Below are 25,110 nucleotides of genomic sequence, written 5' to 3'. Positions count from 1 at the left end.
TCATTATGTCTATCAATAATAAACAGTGGCTCGGCTTACCCCTGAACCTGCTCTGGGGATACATCGCCATTGCCGTATTCATGACCGGCGACGGTTTTGAACTGGCATTTCTCTCGCATTACATCAAAGAGCTCGGTTTCTCCCCGGCGCAGGCTTCATTTGCTTTTACCCTCTACGGCCTGGCCGCCGCGCTGTCGGCGTGGATCTCCGGCGTGGTGGCGGAAATCATTACCCCGCTGAAAACCATGATGATTGGCTTCGTGCTGTGGTGCGTGTTCCACGTACTGTTTCTCGTCTTCGGCCTCGGCCACGCGAACTATGCGCTGATCCTCGTTTTCTACGGTATCCGCGGCTTCGCGTATCCGCTGTTCCTCTACTCGTTTATCGTTGCCATTATCCACAACGTGAAAAGCGATAACGCTAGCTCGGCGATCGGCTGGTTCTGGGCGGTTTACTCGATCGGTATCGGCGTTTTCGGCAGCTATATTCCGAGCTTTACCATTCCGCATATCGGCGAGCTGGGGACGCTATGGCTGGCGCTGGCTTTTTGCGTCACCGGCGGCATCATCGCGCTGGCTTCCCTGCGCCATATTCAAACGCCGCGCCATATGCAGAACCTGACCACTCGCGAGAAGTTTTCCGAGTTGGGGCGGGCGGCGACGTTGCTCTATACCAACCGCAATATTCTGCTGTCGAGCATGGTGCGGATTATCAATACCCTCTCGCTGTTTGGCTTTGCGGTAATTATGCCGATGATGTTTGTCGATGAGCTGGGCTTTACCACCTCCGAGTGGCTGCAGGTGTGGGCGGTGTTCTTCTTCACCACCATTTTCTCTAACGTGCTGTGGGGCATTCTGGGGGAAAAACTGGGCTGGATGAAGGTGGTGCGCTGGTTTGGCTGCATCGGCATGGCGCTCTCCAGCCTGGCGTTTTACTACATTCCGCAGCACTTCGGACATAATTTCGCGATGGCGATGATTCCGGCCATTGCCCTGGGGATCTTTGTCGCCGCCTTCGTACCGCTGGCAGCGGTCTTCCCGGCGCTGGAGCCACAGCACAAAGGGGCGGCTATTTCGGTTTACAACCTGTCGGCGGGGATGTCGAACTTTCTCGCACCGGCCATTGCGGTGATTTTGCTGCCGTTCTTCAGCACCATCGGGGTGGTGATCGCCTATACCGCGCTGTACGTGGCGGCCTTTTTCCTCTGCGCGTTTATTCACGTCGAGCAGCCGGGTTTTACCCGCAAGGAAGCGCCGGCCGGCGAGCAGGTGGAGTTCTCTTAAGATAATGCGGCTGGCATGCCCGGCATGCCAGCCTTAACGAGGTGGATGATGAGTATTCAGGCAGTAATTTTTGACATGGATGGCGTCATTATTGATTCCGAATCCCTGTGGCGGCGGGCGCAGATCGAAGCCCTCGCCCGCTGGGGGGCAACGGCGAGCGATGAGGAGTGCGAAAGGCTGACCAAAGGTAAACGCCTTGACGACATTGCCCGTACCTGGTGTCAGTATTGTCAGCTTGACCTCGCCCCGCAGCGGCTTGAAGACGCCATACTGCAGCGTATCACCGGCCTGATCGCCGCCGAAGGCGAGCCGATGCGCGGGGTGCGCGAGGCGTTACGCTATTTTCGCCACGCGGGCTATAAGATTGCGCTCGCTACTTCTTCATCCCGTCAGGTTATCTCCGCGGTGCTGAACAAGCTCTCGCTCTGGCACTATTTTGACGTTATCTCCAGCGCGGATGATGAAGCGCAGGGCAAGCCGCATCCGGCGGTGTATCTGACGACGTTGCGTAAGCTCAATCTCGACGCCAGCCGGTGCCTGGTGATTGAAGATAGTTTCAACGGCTTTAGCGCGGCCCAGGCCGCAGGTATCGCCACGGTGATTATTGCCGAAGATAGCCAGCATGCGCGCTTCCAGGCCGCCGCTGGCCGCTATCAGGCTTTACCTGAGCTGCTGGAAAACCTCAACGCAGCGGCGGAAGCGGTCGAATAACTGACTCTTTCGTGGGCGCAGAACATCTCGGGATGTACCCGGTCGGTCACTCTCTTTTCTGCGCTCACGCCCCCTTTTTCATTATGCCGATCCTTCTCACATATCGCCCATCTTTTGTGAAAACAGTCACGTCCTGTTGTGCCAATGCCCAAATTTATTGCCTTGCTTAGCGGTGTTTGTCCGAGGCACTGCTACGTAATTGTGCTTAGATTAGATATTGAAACGTATTTTCAATAATGTGAAACCACTTTACCGATTTAACTCTATAGATCGGATTTGGCCGTGATAAGGACCGAGCATGAAAATTGAATCTGTAAATGTCACCGTTTTCCAGTATCCCACGCGTCGGGTTTCTGACAGTGCCGGACACTCCCATCCTGGAGCGGAAAGCATGGCGAAAATGGCGATGCTGACCATTACCGCCGATGATGGCACCCGGGGTTTTTCGTTTGCGCCACCGGAAGTGGTACGCCCGTTCGTGGTGAACACCTTTTTTCGCAAGGTGATGGTGGGGCAGGACCCGTTTAACCGCGAGCGTATCTGGCAGGATCTTAACCACTGGCAGCGCGGCAGCGCCCATCAGTTGACCGAGCGCGCGCTGTCGTTTGTGGAACAGGCGCTGTGGGACCTGATTGGTCGCAAGCTCAATATGCCAGTGTATAAGCTGCTCGGCGGCTATCGCGATACCGTTCCCGCCTACGGCAGCACCATGTGCGGCGACGATCTGCCTGGCGGTCTGTCGACCCCAGAAGAGTATGCTGCTTTTGCCGAAAAGCTGGTCGCCCGCGGCTACAAGGCCATCAAGCTGCACACCTGGATGCCGCCGATCGCTTTTGCGCCCAATCCGAAGATGGACATTAAAGCCTGCGCGGCGGTGCGCGAAGCGGTAGGGCCGGATATCGACCTGATGATTGACGGCTATCACTGGTACAGCCGCGCCGAGGCGCTGTGGATTGGCAAAGAACTGGAAAAACTCAACTTCGCCTGGTTTGAAGAGCCGATGGAGGAGGATTCGATGTCCTCCTACGCCTGGCTGGCGGAAAACCTGTCAATTCCCATCGTCGGACCGGAGAGCTTCGGCGGCAAGCATCATATGCGCGCCGAGTGGGTGAAAGCCGGAGCCTGCGACATCCTGCGCGCCGGGGCCAACGGCGTGGGCGGTATTACCCCCACCATGAAGGTGGCGGCGCTGGCGGAATCCTTCGGTATGGATTGCGAAGTCCACGGCAACGGCGCGGCAAGCCTGGCGGTAGTCGGCGCGATCCGCAATTGCCGCTGGTACGAGCGCGGCCTGCTGCATCCATTCCTCGACTACGATGAGCCGGCGGCCTATCTCAACAGTATTGTCGACCCCATGGATGACCAGGGTTTTGTGCATTTGTCACAGCGTCCGGGTCTCGGCGAAGACATTAATTTTGCGTATATCGAAGCCAACACCGTTAGCCACGACTGATTCAAAAAAATAAATGCCCGATGGCGCTGCGCTTATCGGGTCTGCGGCCCGGTAGACCGGATAAGGCGAAAATGCCGTCATCCGGCAACATGTACCCTACAGTACAGGCAAACAGAGATATGAAAAAAACCTCCCGACTGGCAGCGTGCTTACTCGCGCTCGCCGTGTCGATGGGGAGCGGGGCGGCGTTGGCGAAAACGCCGCCGGATCAGCTCATCATCGGCATGAATATGAATAACCTGCTCACCCTTGACCCGGCGGCGATGACCGGGAACGAAGTGGTGGGGATCGTGGTTAACCTCTACGACTCGCTGGTGGAGCTTGATCCTGAGCAGCTCACCAACGTCAGGCCCGCGCTGGCGAAATCCTGGGACATCAGCCCGGATGGCAAAACGCTGACCTTTCATTTGCGCGACGACGTGAAGTTTCATTCCGGCAACCCGCTGACCGCCGCTGACGTGGTGTGGTCGATGCGGCGTATTTTGCATCTCAACCTCGCCCAGGCCTCGGTGTGGAAATCCTACGGCTTCAGTAAGAAAAATATTGATAACCAGGTGAGCGCCCCGGACGACGTGACGGTACAAATCGTGTTACCGAAAGATAACGACCCGCAGCTGGTGATCTACTCGCTGGCGGCGCTGGGCAACCTCGGAGTGCTCGACAGCAAAACGGTGCAAAGCCACCAGCAGGATAACGACTGGGGTAACCGCTGGCTGACCACCCATGAAGCCGGCTCCGGGCCGTTCACGCTGGAAACCTGGCAGGCTAAAGATGTGCTGCGCATGAAACGCAATCCTGACTACTGGCGCGGCGAGGCGAAAATGAGCCGCGTGGTGCTGCGCCATTTCCAGGAGTCGCAAACCCTGCGCCTGATGATCGAAAAAGGCGACCTCGATATTGCCAACAATATGGCGGTTTCCGACATCAACGCCCTGCGCGGCGACCCCCAGCTGACCGTCGACGCGGTGCAGCGCGGCACAATGTACTACGTGGCGATGAGCATGAAAGAGGCGCACTTCGCTAACCCGAAAGTGCGCGAAGCGGTGCGCTATCTGATTGATTACCAGGGTATCAATAAAGCGCTGATGCCGGGCTACGGGGTGCTGCACCAGCGGCCGATTAAGGCGGGCATGCCGTCAACGCTGCCCGACCCGGGCTATAAGCTGGACGTGGCGCGGGCGAAAAAGCTGCTGGCGGAAGCGGGCTATCCCAACGGCTTTGACACCACGCTGCGGGTCCTCTCGGATCAGCCGTTCCTGAACATTGCTATCGCCGTGCAGTCGACGCTGATGCAGGCGGGGATTAACGCCAAAATTATCACCGGCACCGGTAACCAGATCTACGGCGCGATGCGCGAGCGTAAATTTGACCTGTTGGTAGGACGCGGCGGCAGCGGAATGGAGCCGCACCCGCACTCCAGCCTGCGCGCGCTGGTCTATAACCCGGATAACAGCGATGAGGCGCGCCTGACCAACTTCCAGGGCTGGCGCACCGGCTTTTACGACCCGCAGCTCAATTCGATGATTGACCATGCCCTGCTGGAACGCGATGCGCAAAAGCAGGTCGCCGATTACCAGGCCATTCAGACGCGCTACGACCAGCTGATCCCAGCGTTAATTCCGCTTTCGCAGATGGTCGATTCGGTGGTGGTGCGCAACGAGGTGCGGGATTATCAGCCGCACCCCTCCGCCACCACTTTTCTGCGTGACGTCTATAAAACCCGCGAAGGAGAGAAAGGATGAGCACCGCAATCCTTGCGCCCGGCTCACGCGGCCGGCGCTTATCAAAACGGCTGCTGCAGGTGGTCATTACCCTGTTCGGCCTGCTGCTGCTGACCTTCACCATTGGCCGCGTTATGCCCATCGACCCGGTGCTGGCGATTGTCGGCCCGGACGCTGATCAGAGTACCTATCAGCAGGTTTACCAGCAACTGGGGTTTGATAAATCGCTGACCACCCAGTTTGGGATCTATTTCGTCAACCTGCTGCACGGCGATCTGGGCAACGCGCTGCTGACCGGGAAACCGGTGGTGGACGATATTATTCGCGTGTTCCCGGCCACCATGGAGCTGGCGACGATGGCGATTATCGTCGGCGCCGGGCTGGGCATCCCGCTCGGCGTGCTGGCGGCGGCGCGACGCAACAGTATATCCGACTATGTGGTGCGCATTATCAGCCTGGCGGGCTACTCAACGCCGATCTTTTGGGTGGGGATGATGGGGCTGTTGCTGTTCTACGCCTGGCTTGGCTGGGTGGGCGGCGCCGGTCGGGTAGACCTCGGGCTGGACGGTATTGTGCCACGGCGTACCGGTCTGATGACCGTCGATGCGCTGCTGGCGGGCAACGGGCAGGTGTTCTGGAACGCCATTAACCACCTGATACTCCCCGCCTCGCTGCTCGGCTTTCACTCGCTGGCCTACATCAGCCGAATGACCCGCAGCTTTATGCTGGCCCAGCTGTCGCAGGAGTTCATTATTACCGCGCGGGTGAAAGGGCTGACCGAGCGTCAGGTCATCTGGAACCATGCGTTTCGCAATATCCTCGTACAGCTGCTGACGGTGGTGGCGCTGGCCTACGGCGCGCTGCTGGAAGGCGCGGTACTGATTGAAACCGTCTTCTCCTGGCCGGGCTTTGGCTCCTATCTCACCGGCAGCCTGCTGCTGGGCGATATGAACGCGGTGATGGGCTGCGTGCTGCTGGTGGGGGTGATCTTCGTGATGCTCAACCTGCTCTCCGACATGCTGTATCAATTCTTTGACCCGAGGACAAAATCATGACCGTTTCTCTGGATACGCCGCTTTCCGGCGGCACGGGCGAAGGCCGCCAGCGGCTGCGGCGCACGGCGTCGCGGGCGGCCGGGTTTATTGGCAAAATGGCGCGCAATCCGTTAACGGCCATCGGCGGCGGAATTATCTTTCTGCTGCTGGTGGTGGCGATTTTCGCGCCGCTGATTGCGCCTTACAACCCGCTGGTGCAGGACCTCAACAGCGCGCTGGTCGCCCCGAACGCGCAGCACTGGTTCGGCACCGATGAGTTTGGCCGGGATATCTTTAGCCGCCTGGTGTACGGCTCGCGCATTACCCTTTACATCGTGCTGCTGGTCTCGGTGACCGTCGGTCCGCTCGGGCTGCTGCTCGGCGTCAGCGCCGGCTATTTCGGCGGCAAAGTCGATATGGTGCTGATGCGCGTCACCGATATTTTCATCTCCTTTCCGAGTCTGGTTCTGGCGCTGGCGTTCGTCGCCGCCTTAGGCCCGGGACTGGAGCACGTGGTTATCGCCATCACGCTTACCGCCTGGCCGCCGATTGCTCGCCTGGCGCGCGCCGAAACCCTCTCTCTGCGCCAGGCTGATTTTATCTCCGCCGTACGTCTGCAGGGCGCGTCATCGGCCCGCGTCCTCTGGCGGCATATCGTGCCGCTGTGTCTGCCGTCGGTGATTATCCGCATCACCATGAATATGGCGGGGATCATTCTGACCGCGGCCGGTTTGGGCTTTCTCGGTCTCGGCGCGCAGCCGCCGGAGCCGGAGTGGGGGGCGATGATCTCCAGCGGGCGCACTTACATGATGGAGTGCTGGTGGGTGGTTACGATTCCGGGGCTGGCGATTCTGATCAACAGCTTAGCGTTCAACTTTTTAGGAGATGGCCTACGTGACATCCTCGATCCTCGCAGCGAGTAATGCTCCGCTGCTCGACGTACGCGATCTGTGCGTCGACTTTGTTAACGGCAGCGCGGTGACCCATGCCGTGCGCGGCGTCTCCTTCCAGCTGGGGCGTGAAAAGCTGGCGATTGTCGGCGAGTCCGGTTCGGGTAAGTCCACCGTTGGGCGCGCGCTGCTGCAGCTGCATCCGAAAAAAGCCCGCGTCACCGCCGCCCGGATGCAGTTTGCCGACCTCGACCTGCGGCATCTCAGCGAAGCGCAGATGCGCGACGTACGCGGTAAACGTATCTCGATGATTATGCAGGACCCGAAATATTCGCTCAATCCGGTAGTCTGCGTGGGTAAGCAAATCGCCGAGGCCTGGCTTACCCATCATCCGGGGCGTAAAGATGAGGCCAAAACAAAGGCGCTGGAGATGCTGGAGGTGGTGCGTATTCGCCAGCCGGAGCGCGTTTATCAGCTTTATCCCCATGAAATATCCGGCGGACAGGGGCAGCGCATCATGATTGCCATGATGCTGATTACCGACCCAGAGCTGGTGATCGCCGATGAACCCACTTCCGCGCTGGACGTGTCGGTGCGCCTGCAGGTGCTGGGCCTGTTGGATGACCTGGTTCAGTCGCGCGGGCTGGGGCTGATTTTTATCAGCCACGATATCAACCTGGTGCGCAGCTTCTGCGACCGCGTGCTGGTGATGTACGCCGGACGGGTGGTGGAGTCCATCGCCGCCGGCGATCTCGATAACGCCCGCCATCCCTATACGCAGGGGCTGATTAACTCGCTGCCGGATATTCGGCAGCGTCGTCCGGTTCTGCCGGTCCTGCAGCGCCAGGCCAGTTGGTTAGCGGAATAAGGAGCGGATAATGATTGAAGTGAAACATCTCAACCTCGCGTTCGGCGAAGGGGAGAAGCGCAATCAGGTGCTGTACGACGTTAATTTCCACGTCAGGCCCGGCGAGATTTACGGTCTGGTGGGCGAGTCCGGCTCCGGTAAAACCACGGTGCTGAAGTGTCTGGCCGGGCTGTTTACCCACTGGCAGGGGGAGCTGGCAATCGATGGTCAGCGTTTAGGCCATGAGATTAACCGCGAGCGCTGCCGACAGGTGCAGATGGTTTTTCAGGATCCGTACGGTTCGCTGCATCCCCGTCACACCATTGGCGACATCCTCGAGGAGCCGCTACAGATTCATCGCATTCGCGATCGCGACCGGCGGATGAATATGCTGCTGGACAAAGTGGGCCTCAATCGCGCCTTTCGCGAACGCTATCCGCACCAGCTCTCCGGCGGCCAGCGGCAGCGCGTGGCAATTGCCAGAGCGCTGATCCTTGAGCCGCAGGTGCTGCTGTTGGATGAGCCGACATCGGCGCTGGATGTGTCGGTGCAGGCCGAGATCCTCAACCTGCTGGCGGAGCTGCAGCAGGAGGCTAAGCTCACTTACCTGATGGTCACCCACGATCTCGGGGTTATTGCCCACTTATGCCAGAAAGTGGCGGTGATGCAGTATGGCAAGATCCTCGAAACTTTGACGGTGGACGCGCTGGTCAACGGCGAAGCGCAAACGGCCTATACGCAGATGCTGGTTAACGCAAGCCAGCAATATACGCGCGAAATGGCGCGGGCGGTGTCTATGTACTAGACAACATGGCGCATTCTCTACCGGGGTATGCGCCATTTTTTAGATAAAACATTGAAGCTATATGTATTTATAGTTATAAATATCGTATATTAATGTAAAAGTGGTGTTTAGATCTAAAATGATAATATCTTTCGTGTAAATGAAATTATGTGGAACTATAATTTATATTTATGGTTTTTAATGACATAAACGACCATTTTCTGTTTAAAGTAAAAAATCATCCATTCTGTAAATTCACTTAAACCTTGTTAATAGCAAGGAAAAACTGCGCATTGTGCCTCCAGTTCCGTTGAGTAATAGAGTAAACTCGCTTGCGAAAAATCTTAAACTGTCATCTCCGTCATGGAGGATTATCGTATTTAATATACGGTATCCATGTCGCTTATCCACATGATTACCACGCTCAGGGAACAGGATGGAAAAATATACGATTAATGGAATAGTGGAATTTACTCCGCAACGTAGTGTTTTAATACTCATTGCTGACGAGACGAAAGCGGTATCATTAAATATGCCGGCCAGCCGCTGCCTGTTGCTGCTTATTCAGCAGGATGGCAAAACCGTAGCCCGTGAAACCTTCTTTGAGGAAGTGTGGATAAAGCATGGTGCTCAGGTGACCAGCAACGGTTTCTACCAGAATATTTCTCTGCTGCGCCGCGCATTTAAGGAACTGGGCGTCGAGGAAGATATTATTATAACGGTGCCGAGAGTGGGGGTCAGGCTCGAAGCGACATTAACGATGGCGGAATTTCAGCCGGATGAGGCGATAAAGACGCCGGTCGCGGAGGAACAATGCTCGCATGTTGACGAGCCTGTACATAAGGAGGTCGCTGCTGCGAGTGTGCCTGGAAAAAAGCGGTTAAGGCCGCGAAGCTCTCTTCTGTGGGGGCTTGCGGCACTGCTGAGCTGTCTGGTGGGCGGTTTTGTTGCGTGGCACACAGAATTCGACTCTTATTTGCAAACTTATGTGCCCATTAATGCTAAATTTTCGCAACAATGTCATTTTTTTGCCAATGACGATGTGGTAGATCACGTTCGGCATACGACTTTTATCAATCGTAGCAAATTTGATTGCGAAAAATATTCGTGGATTTATTTGACGCTTTATCCTGGGGAAGCCCGCGTTTCGGTGATTAGCTGTCAGCAAAAATTTAGTCAATGGCGTGATAATCAATGCCTCACCAAATATTACATTAAGGAGGTAGTCAATGCGCCGGCGTGAAATTAACTGGTTAATCACTATCGTATTTATCGGCATATTAACTGGGGTGGCAATAAAATCGTGGCAATACTGGCAGCGCAACCATTTTCAGTGTAGCGGGGAGCTGCGGTTATTTAACGCGGGTTACCAGGGCGATATTTCGTTACGCTACGTATTTGATAGCAGCCGCGGGCTGGTGATTGTTCGCGGGGAAATTACGCCGCCGCAGGGCGAGTCGTTTACCATTAATCAGAACATCTGGTTTAGCTTTACCCGCGACGGCCAGCACTACTTCCTGCGTTCGGAAACCGTCTCGGCCAGCATCGGCGAGACCGAGCAGGAGGAGCACATAAAGCGCATCCTGCCCTCGTTTTTCCTGCAGCCGCAGGTGCCGTTTTACCTGAACATCCAGCGGCTTAACGAGCGTACCCGGCTGCTGTATACCAGCCGGGCGCCGTCTTTACTTTGCGAGGCTTGATTAGCGTAACAATGGGCAGTCGGGCGGCAGTCGGCAGCGCAGCGCGGCCGGTAAGAGCTCCATCCGGAAGGTTTTGCCGGTTAGCGGTTCGCCGTCGAGGTTAAACGTCATCTCGTGGGGAGCGGTTATCTCAAACCACGATGAGACGCCGTCGATAATATTCGGTGAGTTATCCGGATTGGCGAGGGTGCTGAACAGCGTGGGGATCAGCTCTTCGCCGGTGAAGATGCGCAGGTGCAGCAGACCGTCGTTAATTAACGCTTCCGGGCACAGCTGCTGGCCGCCTCCGGCCTGGCGTCCGTTGCCGATACCGATGACCAGCGCGTCGCCGTGCCAGTGAAAGTTCTCGCCGCGGATTTCGCAGCGGTCCGGCTTAAGCGTATCCATGCGCATCAGGCCGTGGATTAAATAAGAGACGCCGCCGAGCGCGGCCTTGAGTTTCTCCGGGGTTTCGGTCGTGATTCGGGTACCAAAGCCGCCGGTGGCCATATTAATAAAACCGGTCTTATCATTAACCCGCGCAATATCTATCGCCACGTCGCGGCCAACGATGGCCAGCTTCAAGGCGCTGGCCAGATCCTGGGGGATACCGACGCTGGTAGCGAAATCGTTCGCCGTGCCCAGCGGTAAAATTCCCAGCGCCATATCGCCATCGCGCTCAACTAGCGCCGTCGCCACCTCGTTGATGGTGCCATCGCCGCCGCCGGCAATCACCGTTTCGACATTCAGCTTCAGGGCCTCATCGATAAACCGAGCGGCATCGCCTTTTTCCCAGGTCACGCGGACATGAATATCGATTCCTTCGTCGCGTAACAGTTTAACCGCCTCTCGTAGCGACGGTTCATTGGCGCCTTTGCCATTCAGAATCAGTAAGCTGGCTGGAAACGTGGACATTATCAGGGGACCTTTGTTGCTCAGTAATGCATAAAGTGTACCGCATGAAGAAAGGGAAGGACGGGGGGGGAGATAAAAAATAAGCCCGCGTAAGGGAGATTACGCAGGCTAAGGAGGTGGTTCCTGGTACAGCTAGCATTTATGGGTTATGTTTTTCAGCGAAATGGATGATATCTGCTTTGAACGAAACGGTATGTGATCCGTTTCTAATATCTTTACATCGTGAAAAAATAACCCTGATTAACTAGTTACCGTGCGGGTTTCTGGTCGTCTGGCCCGCAAAATTGCGCATTAGCAGCGCATACTGCAGCGCCATATCTTCCGGAACAGGCAGCCATACCGTGTGGCCATCGCCCGGCGCGACCGGCATGATTTCGCCTTTGCCGTTTTCCATATGCTCAAGGGTAAAGTTGACGTTGCCCTGCGGGGTCATCAGCTCAAGGCTGTCGCCGACGGAAAATTTGTTTTTCACCGCCACCGCGGCCAGCTGGCCTTTGCGCTCGCCGGTAAATTCGCCGACAAACTGCTGGCGTTCGGATACGGAGTAGCCGTGCTCGTAGTTCTGGTAGTCGTCGTGGGTATGGCGGCGCAGAAAGCCTTCGGTATAGCCACGGTGGGCGAGGTTTTCCAGGGTATCCAGCAGGGAGGTGTCGAACGGTTTGCCAGCGGCAGCGTCGTCAATGGCCTTGCGGTAGACCTGAGCGGTACGGGCGCAATAGTAATGTGATTTGGTGCGGCCTTCGATTTTCAGCGAGTGGACGCCCATCTGGGTCAGGCGCTCAACGTGGGCAATCGCGCGCAGATCTTTCGAGTTCATGATGTAGGTGCCGTGTTCGTCTTCGAAAGCGGTCATGTACTCGCCCGGGCGCTTGGCTTCTTCAATCATAAACACCTGGTCCGTGGGCGCGCCGATGCCCAGCGTCGGCTCGACGTTCTGCACCGGGATCGGCTCGTGCTTGTGAACGATATTGCCGACGTCGTCTTCTTTGCCCTCCTGGACGTTATACTCCCAGCGGCAGGCGTTGGTGCAGGTCCCCTGGTTTGGGTCGCGTTTGTTGATATAGCCCGAGAGCAGGCAGCGGCCGGAGTAGGCCATGCACAGCGCGCCGTGAACGAAAATTTCGATTTCCATCTCCGGCACCTGGCTACGAATTTCGGCGATCTCATCCAGCGACAGCTCGCGGGAGAGAATAACGCGGGTCAGCCCCATTTGCTGCCAGAACTTGACCGTTGCCCAGTTGACGGCGTTAGCCTGTACCGAGAGGTGAATATCCATGTCGGGAAAATTCTCGCGCACCAGCATGATTAACCCCGGATCGGACATGATCAGCGCATCGGGCCCCATTTCCACTACCGGCTTCAGATCGCGAATAAACGTTTTCAGCTTGGCGTTATGCGGTGCGATATTGACCACCACATAGAACTTTTTACCCAACGCGTGGGCTTCGTTGATGCCGAGCTGCAGATTTTCGTGATTGAATTCGTTATTACGCACGCGCAGCGAGTAGCGAGGTTGGCCCGCATAGACGGCGTCTGCGCCATAAGCGAAAGCGTAACGCATATTTTTCAGCGTTCCCGCCGGGGAAAGGAGTTCCGGTTTAAACATGATTTTCTCGTTCTGATGACAGGTCAGATTCGCCGCACCCGGTGCGGCGAGTTGGGGAGTGCCCCCACATTAAGGGCGGGCATTGTAGCGCTGCGGGAGAGGGGAGTAAACCGTCCGGTTTAATCAACGCGCAGATAGCGCCCGTCGGCCCTGACGTTCATACCAAAACCACAGTCCGCAGGGGTATCGGTACTGGCGTCGATAGCCTGCGAAGAAAACGCCAGTGAGATATTACAGTGAATAACATCCCCTTCGCGAAGCGCTACGACGGCGTGGTTGTTGTTAAGCGTAACCGTTTCAGAGAATTCCCCCATGTTGGGGCCGGCATACATTCCCATTAGACCGAAATAATAGCCTTGAAAATCAACGTAATACTGTGATGATTGTGGTAAAGGCTTCAAGGTAAGGACGTTCCAGGAGGCGCGCCCGGCATAGCGCCAGTACTCTCCCGCTGCTGAAACAGGCTGCGGCATGGCGGCCAGCTTATCTTTGATAAGCCCCAGATTGTAAACTGACTTGCTGTCGTTCGGCCTTATCATCAGCCAGGCGCGGGCTTTACGCCATTGGCCTTCGCGTATCCAGGTCAGCGCCACATTGTTGTAGGCCGTGGCGATGGCGCTGTCATCAAGGGCACAGCTTTCGCTCCACGCAGCCTGCTGCTCGAAAGCGTTGCGCGCTTTAGAGTAGTTTTTGGCTTTATAGTACTGCTCGCCCTGGCTGGCCCAGACCGGGATTTTTGCGCAGTCGGCCTCGATCTGCTGCTCGGTGATTTCTGCTCTGGCAACGGCGCAGAGCAGAAGAAGAGTACAGGAAAGTCCTATTTTTCCTTTTATTATCATTCTTTTATACCATCCAACGTATAAGAAAATATCCATGCGCAATATAACATACTGTCAGGCCATTTCTTATCAGCGAGGGTATTCTCAGATTATGGCTTAGCCGCCAGGCCGGACTGAAGTGAGTCTGTAGCCCGGCTATGCGCAGCGCAAGCCGGGGAAAATATGGGGCAGATGGCCAATTACGCCAGCCGGCAGGCGTCGGCTTCCCAGCGGTATCCAACGCCGTACACCGCGCGGATAAACGACTGATCGGCGTCCAGCGACTCCAGCTTACGCCGCAGGTTCTTGATATGGCTGTCGATCGTTCGGTCGGTGACCACCCGATAATCATCGTACAGATGATTCAGCAACTGTTCGCGCGAGAAGACTTTACCCGGCTCCTGGGAGAGGGTTTTCAGCAGGCGGAACTCGGCGGGGGTGAGGTCCAGCAGCTTATCGCGCCAGGAGGCCTGGAAGCGCCCCTCGTCAACAATCAGCGGGCTTTCCGCATCCAGCGCCTGCAGATCGCGCTGCGGTTTGCAGCGGCGAAGAATGGTCTTGACCCTGGCCACCACCTCGCGTGGGCTGTAGGGCTTACAGATATAATCATCGGCGCCGATCTCTAACCCCAGCAGGCGGTCGATCTCTTCGATTTTGGCGGTCACCATCACCACCGGAACCTCAGAGAAACGGCGGATTTCCCGACACAGGGTCAGGCCGTCGGTGCCGGGTAGCATCAGATCCAGCAGGATCAGATGCGGCGGCGTCTGGCGAACGTACGGGAGAACCCGATCGCCGTGATTAATCAGCGTCGGCGCATAGCCCGCCGCCTGAAGATAATCGATCAGCAGCTGACCCAGCTTGGGCTCATCTTCCACGATAAGAATGCGTGGCGTGTTTTCATCAACAGGTAATTCAGTCATACGTCTCTCGATAAATGACGTTCCAGAGGTAGTTCTACTTTAATGCTAACCCCGCCCAAAGGCGAATGGCCGGCACGCAAAGTGCCGCCGTGGGCCGCGACGATGTTAAGGCAAATCGCCAGCCCTAAACCAGAGCCGCCGCTGGCACGATTGCGTGACCCTTCAGTACGGTAAAAACGCTCAACCAGCCGCTCCAGCTGTTCATCGGTGACGCCGGGGGCGCTATCGGCGAAATCGAGAATCAGCCTATCGCCGCTCTGGCTGGCGCTAATCTGCAGGCCGCCGCCGCTATCGGTATAGCGCAGGCTGTTTTCCAGCAGGTTATTAAAAAGCTGCATCAGGCGATCCCGGTCGCCGAAAACCGTCGCGCTTTCCGGCAGCGAAACGCCGATCGACAGCCCGCGGCTGGCGAAGCGTTCGCGAAACGCGCCGGCGGCGACCTCCAGCAGGTTGATGATATCCACCTCGCTTTTCTGGTAGGAGAGGGCGCCTTCATCGGACATCGACAGCTGGTGCAAATCATCGACCAGTTTGGTGAGGGTGGCGACCTCCGCCTGCAGGGAGGCGATGGAATCCGGGGTGAATTTCCTGATCCCATCCTGAATCGCCTCCAGCTCGCCGCGCAGCACCGCCAGCGGCGTGCGCAGCTCGTGGGAGATATCGGCCATCAGGTCCCGGCGCATCTGCTGGTTGCGCTCAAGGGTGCTGGCTAACTGGTTAAAATCTTTGGCCAGACGCCCCAGCTCATCGCTGCTGGTGGCGGCAACGCGAGTGGAGAAATCCCCGGCCGCCAGACGGTGTGTCCCCTCAACCAGCCGTTTGACCGGCGCGAGCAGGCCGCGCGCCAGCGGGAAAGTGGCCAACGCCGCCAGCAACGTGGCGAGGGCGACAATCAGCCAGCTGGTGCGCTTCTGCTGGCGGTCGAAGTTGATATCGGTGTTGCGCGTCAGGCGTTCAACCGGCGAGGCGATAACCGCGCCAACCTCAACGCCGTCGACCATAATACTGCGCCGGGTCCCGTCCTGCGGCACGCGCTCGCGCGGACCCACCAGTACGCGCCCTTTTTGATCGACCACCCAGAACATGGTACGCCAGCCGTGGGGAGGCATATCGGGGCCGGGACCGCGATCGCCACGATCGCCGCGTGGACCGTCGAGCGGCCGGTCCGGAGCGGCACCCGGCGGCATCTCTTCGGGGCCGGTGCCACCGTGCGGCTCATCCCTCGGTCCATGACCCATACCGCGGCCCGGCGGCGAGCGGTCGTCGTTGTCGCGTTCAAAGGTTCTCAGCAACTGAAAAATAAAGCGGTCGTTGTTGCGCAGGAACGTCCAGCTGCCGTGCTGGGCATACTGCTCGCTCAGGGCATCGCCGAGCATCGTCAGCCGCTGTTCATTGCCGCGCTTGATATAGTCGATAAATCCGCGTTCAAAGCTGATGCGCACCGCCCAGTGCATGCTGATCAACAGCACGATGCAGGTGGTAAGAATCGCGATAAACAGCTTGCCGGTAATGCCGGGACGCCAGAACTTCAAGACTCACTCCTTTTACGGCGACGAATCACGGTATTGACCGTGGTATCGTCCGGTACGCGGGCAAAAATCAGCGCGGGCAGCGCGATAACCACCGCCATGCTTAAGTAGGTATAGAGAAAAACCTGGTGCGTGGTCGCCGCATCGGCGCTGATATGCTGTTGGCCGTAGAGACCCAGCAGCATGCCGGCGATGGTCACGCCGATACTCATCGACAGTTGCATGACCATCGACAGCAGGCTGTTGCCGCTGCTGGCCAGATCGTCAGGCAGATCTTTCAGGGTCAGCGTATTCATAGAAGAAAAGCGGCTGGCGTTGATCATCCCCTGCATAAACAGCACCACCGGCAGCAGCCAGTACCAGCCCGCGAGGGCGACGGCCATAAACAGCAGACTGACCAGCGCGAGGCCGATAGTCGAGGCCACCAGCACCCGACGGTAGCCGAAGCGGTTGACCACCTGGACTACGATGCGCTTCATCCCCATGCTGCCGAGCACCATCGGGATCATCATCAGACCGGCGTGGAACGGCGTGAAGCCGAGGCCGATCTGTAAAAACACCGGGGTCATAAACGGCAGCATACCGCTGCCGATACGCCCGGCGAAGCTGCCGCCAAGGCCGAGCGAAAAGGTGCGGTTGTTGAATAGCTTAAGGCTAAACAGCGCATTGCGGTTGCCGCGCGCGTGCCACAAATAGTAGAGAATGGACGCCACGCCGACCGCCACCAGCCCCGCCAGCCACAGGGGTGAGATCCCGAGCCCTTTGCTGCCGTCCAGCGCCAGGGTCAGCGTCGCCATACCGGCGGCCAGCAAAACAAAGCCGAAGAGATCGAAGCGGCGGGTTTGCAGGGTGTAGTTGGGCATCAGGCACAACGTGGCGATGGCGCCGACAATGCCGACCGGAATGTTGATCAGAAAGATCCAGTGCCACGAGGCGTACTCCACCAGCATTCCGCCGAGAGCCGGGCCGAGCAGCGGGCCCACCTGGCCGGGTAGGGTGACGAAGGTCATCGCCGCCATATATTGGCTGCGCGGGACGATTTTCATCACCGTCAGGCGGCCCACGGGAACCATCATCGCGCCGCCGACGCCCTGCAGCACGCGGGCGAGTATTAACCCATCGAGGGTGGCGGCCTGGGCGCAGAACAGGGAGCCAGCGGTAAACAGCACGATGGCGCAGAAAAAGATATTGCGTACCCCAACGCGGTCCGCCAGCCAACCGCTGGCGGGCAGCATCACCGCAACCGTCAGGACATAGGAGACGATAACCATATGCATATGCAGCGGGCTCTCCCCGAGGCTTTTCGCCATTGAGGGGAGAGCGGTGTTAACGATAGTGGTATCCAGCGCCTGCATAAAGAAGCCGAAGGCTACTATCCATAGCTGCCAGCGCACGCTGGAGGGGAGGTCTGTCATGTTATTCGCTTACCGGTTGATGGACTTTACGCGAAAAAGGCAGCCGCAGACGGTCGAAGAACAGATAGACCACCGGCGTGGTGTACAGGGTCAACAGCTGACTCATCACCAGACCGCCGACAATAGTAATCCCCAGCGGCTGGCGCAGCTCGGAGCCGTCGCCGCCGGAGAGCACCAGCGGCAGCGCGCCGAACAGCGCCGCCAGGGTGGTCATCATTATCGGCCGGAAGCGCAGCAGACAGGCCTGGAAGATCGCCTCTTCCGGCGGCAGGTTGCCGTTGCGTTGCGCCTCAAGGGCGAAATCGACCATCATGATGGCGTTTTTCTTCACGATGCCAATTAATAGCATAATCCCGATAAGCGCGATTAGGCTGAACGGGGCATCGAAAAGCTCCAGCGCCAGCAGCGCGCCGACGCCGGCGGACGGAATGGTCGACAGAATAGTCAGCGGATGAACGTAGCTCTCATAGAGGATCCCCAGCACAATATAGACCGTGGCGATGGCCGCCAGTATCAGGATCACCTGCGAGTTCATGGTTTGCTGAAACACCTGTGCGGTCCCGGCGAACGACCCGCGGACGCTGGATGGCACGCCAATCTGGGTCATCGCCCGGTTGATGGCATCGCTGGCTTCCGACAGCGACTTGCCGGTAGGCAGGTTAAAGGAGATGGTCGATGCCGCCGACAGCCCCTGGTGGTTCACCGACAGCGGCGCGTTGGCCGGCTGCCATTTAGCGAAATAGGCAAGCGGAATCGGCTTGTCTTCGCTGTTGATCACAAACATCTTATCGAGGGCGCTGACGTCCTGGGTGTAGGCCGGGTCGACCTGCATCACCACTTTATACTGGTTCAGCGGCTGGTAGATGGTAGAGATCTGCCGTTGGCCGAAGGCGTTGTTCAGCAGATTGTTGGCGTCCTGCACGCTGATGCCGAGCCGCGACATGGTATCGCGATCGTAGATCAGGTCCATCTCCGCGCCGTTATTCTGACTGTCGGAGTTAACGTCCGCCAGCTCCGGCAGCGCCGCCAGCGTTTTGCGGATTTTCGGCTCCCATTCCCGCAGCGCCGCGAGGTCGTCCGACAGCAGCGTATACTGGTAGCTGGCGTTGGCCTGACGGCCGCCGACGCGGATATCCTGTACCGCCATCAGGAACAGGTTGGCCCCCGGCTCCTTCGCCAGCTTTTTGCGCAGCCGATCGATAATCTGTTGCGCCGTCTCATGGCGCTCATCGCGCGGCTTCAGGGTGATAAACATCATCCCGCTGTTGACCCGCGAGCCGCCGGTAAAACCGGTGACGTTGTCTACCGCCGGATCTTCACGAATGATCTTCATAAAGTCCTCCAGCTTGCCGCGCATCGCCTGGAACGAGATGCTCTGGTCCGCCTGGATACCGCCCATCAGCACCCCGGTGTCCTGCTCGGGGAAGAAGGTTTTGGGTATCGAGATATAGAGCCAGACGCTTAGCGCGATGGTGCCGAGCAGCACCAGGCCGGTTAAGCGGCTGTGCTTCAGCACCCACTTCAGCGACTTACCGTAACCGCCCTGAATCGCTACCAGCAGGCGGCCAAAACCACGCTTGCGCGTCGGCTCGTGGGGCTTGCCGCTTTTCAGCAGCCAGCCGCACATCATCGGCGTCAGGGTCAGGGAGACCGCCAGCGAGATGCCGATCGCCACCGACAGAGTGACGGCGAACTCGCGCAGCAGCCTTCCCGGCAGGCCGCCCATCAGCAGCAGCGGCAGGAACACCGCCACCAGCGACAGGCTCATCGACAGGACGGTAAAACCGACTTCCCGGCTCCCCTGCAGCGCGGCCTGCAGCGGCTTCATGCCGGCTTCGAGATGACGGGAAATATTCTCCAGCACCACGATGGCGTCATCGACCACGAAGCCGGTGGCGATAGTCAGCGCCATCAGCGACAGGTTATTGAGGCTGAAGCCGCACAGGTACATGGCGGCGAAGGTGCCGATCAGCGATACCGGAACGGCCACCGCCGGGATCAGCGTCGCGCGGCCCGAGCGCAGGAACAGGAAGACCACGAGGATCACCAGCGCCACCGAAATCACCAGCGTTTGCTCGACTTCCTCCAGCGAGGCGCGGATGGTCGGCGAACGGTCCTGGGCGATTTGCAGATCGACAGAGGCCGGGATGGTGCGCTGCAGCTCCGGCAGGCGGGCGCGAATACTGTCCACCGTCTCAATGATATTGGCTTCCGGCAGCTTGCGGATCATCAGCAAAATCGCCGGTTTGGCGTTGGTCATCCCGGCGTTGCGCACGTCCTGCACCGAGTCGGTGACGTTGGCGACGTCGGCGAGGCGCACCGCCGCGCCGTTATTGTAGTGCACGATCAGCGGCTGGTATTCGGCGGCGGTCTTCAGCTCGTCGTTGGTCGCGACCTGCCAGCGGTGGGTTGCGTCTTCCAGCGCCCCCTGCGGTCTACGCACGTTGGCGTTGCTGATGGCGGTTCGCACCGCGTCCAGCGACACGCCCTGGTTAAACAGCGCCTGCGGGTTGAGGTCGACGCGTACCGCGGGCAGCGAACTGCCGCCGACGTCAACGTCGCCGACGCCGTCAATCTGGGCAATGGTCTGCGCCAGCTGGGTAGAGGCGAAGTCGTACAGCTCACCCTGGGACCAGGTATCCGAGGTGAGGGTGAGGATCATGATCGGCGCGTCGGACGGGTTGGCTTTGCGGTAGGTCGGACGGCTCGGCATGCCGCTCGGCAGCAGGCTTTGCGCGGCGTTAATCGCCGCCTGCACGTCACGGGCCGCGCCGTTGATGTCGCGGTCAAAGTTGAACTCGAGAATGATTCGCGTACTGCCGAGCGAGCTGGAGGAGGTCATCTCATTGACCCCGGCAATCCGCCCCAAAGAGCGCTCCAGCGGGGTCGCCACCGACGAGGCCATGGTCTCCGGCGACGCGCCGGGCAGCGAGGCGCTGATCATGATCACCGGGAAATCCACCTGCGGCAGCGGCGCCACCGGCAGCAGGCGGAAGCCGAGGATGCCGCACAGCGTAATGGCGAGCGAAAGCAGAATCGTCGCCACCGGACGATAAATGAAGAGGGCGAAAAACTTCACTTACGCCTCCTCCTCACGCCGCGGGAAGCGGCTCTTCATATACAGCGACAGGCGGTCGAACAGCAGATAGATAACCGGCGTGGTGAACAGCGTCAGCACCTGGCTGAGCATCAGGCCGCCGACCATGCCAATCCCCAGCGGTCGCCGCAGCTCCGCGCCGACGCCGGTACTGAGCATCAGCGGCAGCGCGCCGAGCAGGGCGGCGAGGGTGGTCATCAGGATCGGGCGAAAACGCAGCAGACAGGCCTGATAAATCGCCTCGCGCGGCGGCATACCCTGTTCGCGTTCGGCGGCCAGCGCGAAGTCGATCATCATGATGGCGTTTTTCTTGACGATGCCGATCAGCAGGATGATGCCGATAATGGCGATAACGTCCAGCTCGCTCCCGGCCAGCCATAGCGCCAGCAGCGCGCCGACGCCCGCCGTCGGCAGGGTGGAGAGAATGGTGATCGGATGAATAAAGCTCTCATACAGCACGCCGAGGACGATATACATCGCCACCACCGCGGCGACCACCAGCCAGACGGTACTGCCGAGCGCCGACTGGAAGGCCAGCGAGCTGCCCTGGAACTGGGTGCGGATATCGCTCGGGAATTCCAGCGCCTGCTCGGCGCTAAGAATCGCCTCGACCGCATCGCCCAGCGAATAGTTGTCCGGGACGTTAAACGAAATGGTGGTGACCGGGAACTGATCGAGGTGGTTAATCGATAGCGGAGCAAAACGCTGTTCGACTTTGGCGATCGTGGTGAGCGGCACGATCCCGCCGTCGCTGCTGGTGAGGCGGATATTGTCCAGCGCCGCCAGCCCCGGCGTGGCCTGGGTATCATGCTCCAGCACTACGCGGTACTGGTTAGCCTGGGTATAGATGGTGGAAATCAGACGTTGCCCAAAGGCGTTATACAGGGCGTTATCGACGTCCGCCATGCTGATGCCGAGACGGCTGGCGCTGTCGCGATCAACGTTGATATACGCCGCCAGGCCCTTATCCTGCCAGTCGCTGCTGACGTCGGAGAGCTGCGGCAGCGCCTGCAGCCGGGCCAGCAGCTGCGGGACCCAGTTGCTGAGCGCGTCCAGCGAGTTCGCCTGCAGGGTGAACTGGTACTGGGTGCGGCTGACGGTGGTGTCAATGGTCAGATCCTGGGTCGGCTGGAGATAGAGCTCGACGCCGGGGATGCCGCTCACCGCGTTCTGCAGACGGCCAATTACCGTCTGTACCCGATCGTCGCGTTCATCGAGCGGCTTGAGGTTAATCTGCAGGCGGGCGCTGTTCAGCGCCGGGTTGGTGCCGTCGACGCCGACGTAGGAGGTCAGGCTTTCCACCGCCGGATCTTGAAGTATCGCCGCTGACACCTGCTGCTGGCGCTCGGCCATATTGGCGAACGACGCGGACTGCGGCGCCTGTAGCGTGCCCTGGATAATGCCGTTGTCCTGAATCGGGAAGAAGCCTTTCGGAATAAATACCCACAGTATAATTGACAGCGCCAGGGTGCTGAGGGCCACGCTCAGGGTCAGCCACGGATGATTCAGCACCCGGCTCAGCCAGCGGCCATAGACGGCGATCACCCGCTCAAAAAAGCGTTCGCTGGCGCGCGAGAAGCGATTCTGCTTGCGCAGCGATTCATGGCTGAGCATGCGGGCGCACATCATCGGCGTCAGGGTCAGCGACACCACCGCGGAAATCAGAATCGCCACCGCCAGGGTGATGGCGAATTCGCGGAACAGACGACCCACGATATCGCCCATAAACAGCAGCGGGATCAGCACTGCAATCAGCGAGAAAGTCAGGGAGATAATGGTAAAGCCGATCTCCCCGGCCCCTTTCAGGGCGGCGGCCAGCGGCTTTTCGCCTTTCTCGATATAGCGGGAGATGTTTTCAATCACCACGATGGCGTCATCGACCACAAAGCCGGTGGCGATGGTCAGGGCCATCAGCGTCAGGTTGTTAATCGAGAAATCGAGAAACACCATTACCGCGAAAGTGCCGACCAGCGATAGCGGCACGGCGATGCCGGGAATAATTGTCGCCGGGACGTTGCGCAGAAAGACGTAAATAATCATCACCACCAGGGCGATGGCCAGCATGAGTTCAAACTGGGTATCGCTGACCGACGCGCGGATATTGGTGGTGCGGTCGGAAAGCACCTGCACTTTAACCGATTTCGGCAGGCTTTCGGTGAGCTGCGGCAGCATCTGGCGGATGCTGTCGGCGGTCGAGATAATATTCGCCCCCGGCTGGCGCTGGACGTTCATGACGATCGCCCGCTGATTGTTGGCCCATGCCCCGAGCCAGCTGTTTTCCGCGCCCTGTTCCACGGTGGCGACGTCGCCGAGGCGAATCGGCGCGCCGTTCTGGTACGCGATAATCAGGCGGCGGTAATCCTCCGCCGACTGCATCTGATCGTTGGCGGAGAGGGTGACCGCCCGCGACGGGCCGTCGAGGCTACCCTTCGCCGAATTGACGTTAGCGCTGGTAATCGCGGTGCGCACCGTTTCGCTGGTCAAACCGAGGGCGGCGATCGCCTGGGCGTTGAGCTTGACGCGTACCGCCGGGCGCTGCCCGCCCGCCAGAGTCACCAGCCCGACGCCGGAAACCTGGGAGATTTTCTGCGCCACGCGGGTCTCGACCATATCTTCGACCTGGGTCATCGGCACGGCGGAAGAGGTGACCGCGAGGGTCATAATCGGCGGATCGGCGGGGTTCACTTTGCTGTAGACCGGCGGGTTAGGCAGATCCGAAGGCAGCAGGTTGGTGGCGGCGTTGATGGCCGCCTGCACTTCCTGCTCAGCGACGTCCAGCGGTAGCGTGAGCTGGAACTGGAGCGTGACCACCGACGCGCCGCCGGAGCTCTGGGAAGACATCTGCTTAAGGCCGGACATCTGGCCAAACTGCCGCTCCAGCGGGGCGGTCACCGACGAGGTCATCACGTCCGGGCTGGCGCCGGGATAGAGGGTCACCACCTGAATCGTTGGGTAGTCCACTTCCGGCAGCGCCGAAACCGGTAGGAAACGATAGCCGATAATCCCGGCCAGCATAATGGCCACCATTAACAGCGTGGTGGCGACCGGGCGCATGATAAACAGACGGGATGGGCCGCCCGTACTGCTCGGCGGTAACACTTGCATCAGGAGCGCGCTCCTTTTTTACCGTATTCGCGGCTGGTGGCTTTCGCCGGCTCGGCGGCGGTAGCCGCATCCTGGGCTTCCACCACTTCAACCTTCGCGCCTTCGGTCAGACGGTCGATACCGTCGGTCACCACGCGATCGCCGGCGGAAAGCCCGGCGTTAATCACCACTTTCAGGCTGTCCTGAATACCCGGCGTGACGGTGTGCTTGCTGACTTTGTTCTCATCGTTCAGAACCCAGACAAAATGACCTTCGTTACCCATTTGCAGCGCGGCGGTTGGGATCACCACCGCGTTCTGCTCGGTATCGACCAGCATCCTGGCGTTGACGAACTGATTCGGGAACAGGGCATCGTCCTGGTTAGTGAAGCGCGCTTTCAGCTTGATGGTGCCGGTGGTGACGTCAATCTGATTATCGAGGCTCAGCAGTGAGCCTTCGCTGATTTTCTGTTTATTGGTGCGGTCCCAGGCTTCGACGACCAGCTTTTTCCCCGCTTTTTGCGCCTGTACCACCGTGGCGATTTGGTTTTCCGGCAGCGTAAACACGACGTCGATCGGGTGGGTTTGCGTCAGCACCACGATCCCGGTGGTATCGCCGCTGGAGATTTGGTTGCCGATATCCACCTGCTTTAAGCCGACCCGGCCGTCGATCGGCGCGGTGATGCGGCTCCAGTTCAGCTGCAGCTGGGCGCTGGCGACGGCGGCTTCGTCCGCTTTGATCGTGCCCTGGGTTTCGCTGACCAGCGACTGCTGGGTATCCAGCTCCTGACGGGAAACCAGATTGGTTTTCACCAACTGCTGGTAGCGCGCCAGATCGCGGCGGGCATTGGCCAGGGTGGCCCGATCTTTCGCCAGCTGGCCTTCGGCCTGGGCGAGGGCGACTTTAAACTGGCTGGGGTCGATTTCCGCGAGCAGATCGCCCGCTTTAACCTGCTGGCCCTCGGTAAAATGGATGGCCAGAAGCTGACCGTCGACGCGGCTGCGAACGGTGACGGTATTCGCCGCCGTTACCGTACCGAGACCGGAAAGATAGCGGGGCACCGCTTCGCTGGTGGCGGTTGCCGCCTGCACCGGCGCGAGGGCGGCGCCAAAACGGCCAGGACGCCCGCCGCCGGGCCCCGGACCTGCCGACGTTGCCGACGGCGTGCTTGCCGCTTCGCGACCCTGCCAAAACCAGTACGCGGCACCCGCGATGATTGCCACCACCAGCACGGCTGCCCAACGGCTTTTATTGCTACCTTTCATTAATTTGCGATCTCATCCTGAAACGTTTCACGGAATGATACTAGTTTAGCCAGCGA

At 59.0% G+C, this 25,110-nt stretch carries 19 protein-coding genes; 10 read left to right on the top strand and 9 right to left on the bottom strand.

Annotation, left to right across the window (positions count from 1 at the left end; genetic code table 11):
• The first annotated feature begins 5 nt into the window (after nt 1-5).
• The 10 genes from dalT to KCG39_RS09665 all read left to right on the top strand — a co-directional run bounded on the left by dalT (nt 6) and on the right by KCG39_RS09665 (nt 10,423).
• Nucleotides 6-1,283 (top strand): D-arabinitol transporter, encoded by a 1,278-nt coding sequence (gene dalT, locus KCG39_RS09710; protein WP_004122677.1) that lies wholly within the window; start codon nt 6-8, stop codon nt 1,281-1,283.
• A gap of 48 nt (nt 1,284-1,331) precedes the next feature.
• A complete protein-coding gene (locus KCG39_RS09705; protein WP_004122675.1) occupies nt 1,332-1,994 on the top strand; it encodes an HAD family hydrolase in 663 nt (220 codons plus the stop codon).
• Between the two features lie 298 nt (nt 1,995-2,292).
• Entirely contained in the window at nt 2,293-3,447 is a 1,155-nt protein-coding gene (locus KCG39_RS09700) for a mandelate racemase family protein (RefSeq protein ID WP_142467877.1), read from the top strand.
• A gap of 119 nt (nt 3,448-3,566) precedes the next feature.
• The gene (locus KCG39_RS09695) at nt 3,567-5,189 is read left to right on the top strand and encodes an ABC transporter substrate-binding protein (protein ID WP_087829106.1); all 1,623 of its coding nucleotides are present in this window, start codon (nt 3,567-3,569) and stop codon (nt 5,187-5,189) included.
• The gene (locus KCG39_RS09690; protein WP_087829105.1) at nt 5,186-6,223 is read left to right on the top strand and encodes an ABC transporter permease; all 1,038 of its coding nucleotides are present in this window, start codon (nt 5,186-5,188) and stop codon (nt 6,221-6,223) included. Before KCG39_RS09695 ends, KCG39_RS09690 begins: the two co-directional genes overlap by 4 nt.
• Nucleotides 6,220-7,125 carry an ABC transporter permease gene (locus KCG39_RS09685; RefSeq protein ID WP_004122667.1) on the top strand — a complete coding sequence of 302 codons (906 nt, stop codon included), beginning with the start codon at nt 6,220-6,222 and terminating at the stop codon, nt 7,123-7,125. Before KCG39_RS09690 ends, KCG39_RS09685 begins: the two co-directional genes overlap by 4 nt.
• Nucleotides 7,097-7,960 (top strand): ABC transporter ATP-binding protein, encoded by an 864-nt coding sequence (locus KCG39_RS09680; protein WP_087829178.1) that lies wholly within the window; start codon nt 7,097-7,099, stop codon nt 7,958-7,960. The genes KCG39_RS09685 and KCG39_RS09680 overlap by 29 nt, the downstream gene beginning before the upstream one ends.
• A 10-nt stretch (nt 7,961-7,970) precedes the next feature.
• Nucleotides 7,971-8,744, top strand: a complete 774-nt coding sequence (locus tag KCG39_RS09675) for an ABC transporter ATP-binding protein (RefSeq protein ID WP_004122658.1) — start codon at nt 7,971-7,973, stop codon at nt 8,742-8,744.
• 415 nt (nt 8,745-9,159) lie between these two features.
• On the top strand, nt 9,160-9,966 hold the full coding sequence (locus KCG39_RS09670; RefSeq protein ID WP_004122656.1) for a winged helix-turn-helix domain-containing protein: 807 nt from the start codon (nt 9,160-9,162) through the stop codon (nt 9,964-9,966).
• Complete coding sequence (locus KCG39_RS09665; RefSeq protein WP_004122654.1) at nt 9,953-10,423, top strand: hypothetical protein; 471 nt, start codon at nt 9,953-9,955, stop codon at nt 10,421-10,423. The genes KCG39_RS09670 and KCG39_RS09665 overlap by 14 nt, the downstream gene beginning before the upstream one ends.
• On the opposite strand, the gene yegS is transcribed toward KCG39_RS09665, so the two are convergent.
• The 9 genes from yegS to KCG39_RS09620 all read right to left on the bottom strand — a co-directional run bounded on the left by yegS (nt 10,424) and on the right by KCG39_RS09620 (nt 25,054).
• Entirely contained in the window at nt 10,424-11,317 is an 894-nt protein-coding gene (gene yegS, locus KCG39_RS09660) for a lipid kinase YegS (RefSeq protein ID WP_142467876.1), read from the bottom strand. It abuts the gene before it with no gap.
• Between the two features lie 244 nt (nt 11,318-11,561).
• Nucleotides 11,562-12,923, bottom strand: coding sequence for a prephenate-dependent tRNA uridine(34) hydroxylase TrhP (gene trhP / locus KCG39_RS09655; RefSeq protein WP_004122648.1), 1,362 nt, complete (start codon nt 12,921-12,923; stop codon nt 11,562-11,564).
• Between the two features lie 119 nt (nt 12,924-13,042).
• Entirely contained in the window at nt 13,043-13,762 is a 720-nt protein-coding gene (locus KCG39_RS09650; protein ID WP_049114079.1) for a hypothetical protein, read from the bottom strand.
• A gap of 179 nt (nt 13,763-13,941) precedes the next feature.
• Nucleotides 13,942-14,664, bottom strand: coding sequence for an envelope stress response regulator BaeR (baeR, locus tag KCG39_RS09645; RefSeq protein ID WP_004122643.1), 723 nt, complete (start codon nt 14,662-14,664; stop codon nt 13,942-13,944).
• Complete coding sequence (baeS, locus tag KCG39_RS09640; protein ID WP_142467875.1) at nt 14,661-16,196, bottom strand: envelope stress sensor histidine kinase BaeS; 1,536 nt, start codon at nt 16,194-16,196, stop codon at nt 14,661-14,663. Before baeS ends, baeR begins: the two co-directional genes overlap by 4 nt.
• Entirely contained in the window at nt 16,193-17,608 is a 1,416-nt protein-coding gene (mdtD, locus tag KCG39_RS09635) for an MFS transporter (RefSeq protein ID WP_123829103.1), read from the bottom strand. Before mdtD ends, baeS begins: the two co-directional genes overlap by 4 nt.
• Nucleotide 17,609: 1 nt before the next feature.
• A complete protein-coding gene (mdtC, locus tag KCG39_RS09630) occupies nt 17,610-20,687 on the bottom strand; it encodes a multidrug efflux RND transporter permease subunit MdtC (RefSeq protein ID WP_142446781.1) in 3,078 nt (1,025 codons plus the stop codon).
• A complete protein-coding gene (locus tag KCG39_RS09625; protein WP_004122635.1) occupies nt 20,688-23,810 on the bottom strand; it encodes an MdtB/MuxB family multidrug efflux RND transporter permease subunit in 3,123 nt (1,040 codons plus the stop codon).
• Complete coding sequence (locus tag KCG39_RS09620) at nt 23,810-25,054, bottom strand: MdtA/MuxA family multidrug efflux RND transporter periplasmic adaptor subunit (RefSeq protein WP_087829102.1); 1,245 nt, start codon at nt 25,052-25,054, stop codon at nt 23,810-23,812. Before KCG39_RS09620 ends, KCG39_RS09625 begins: the two co-directional genes overlap by 1 nt.
• Between the last annotated feature and the right edge of the window lie 56 nt (nt 25,055-25,110).

Origin of the sequence: Klebsiella pasteurii (assembly GCF_018139045.1) — a bacterium.
Taxonomy (GTDB): domain Bacteria; phylum Pseudomonadota; class Gammaproteobacteria; order Enterobacterales; family Enterobacteriaceae; genus Klebsiella; species Klebsiella grimontii.
Note: the sequence above shows the minus strand (reverse complement) of the source record. Positions and strands in the feature narration are given on the sequence as shown.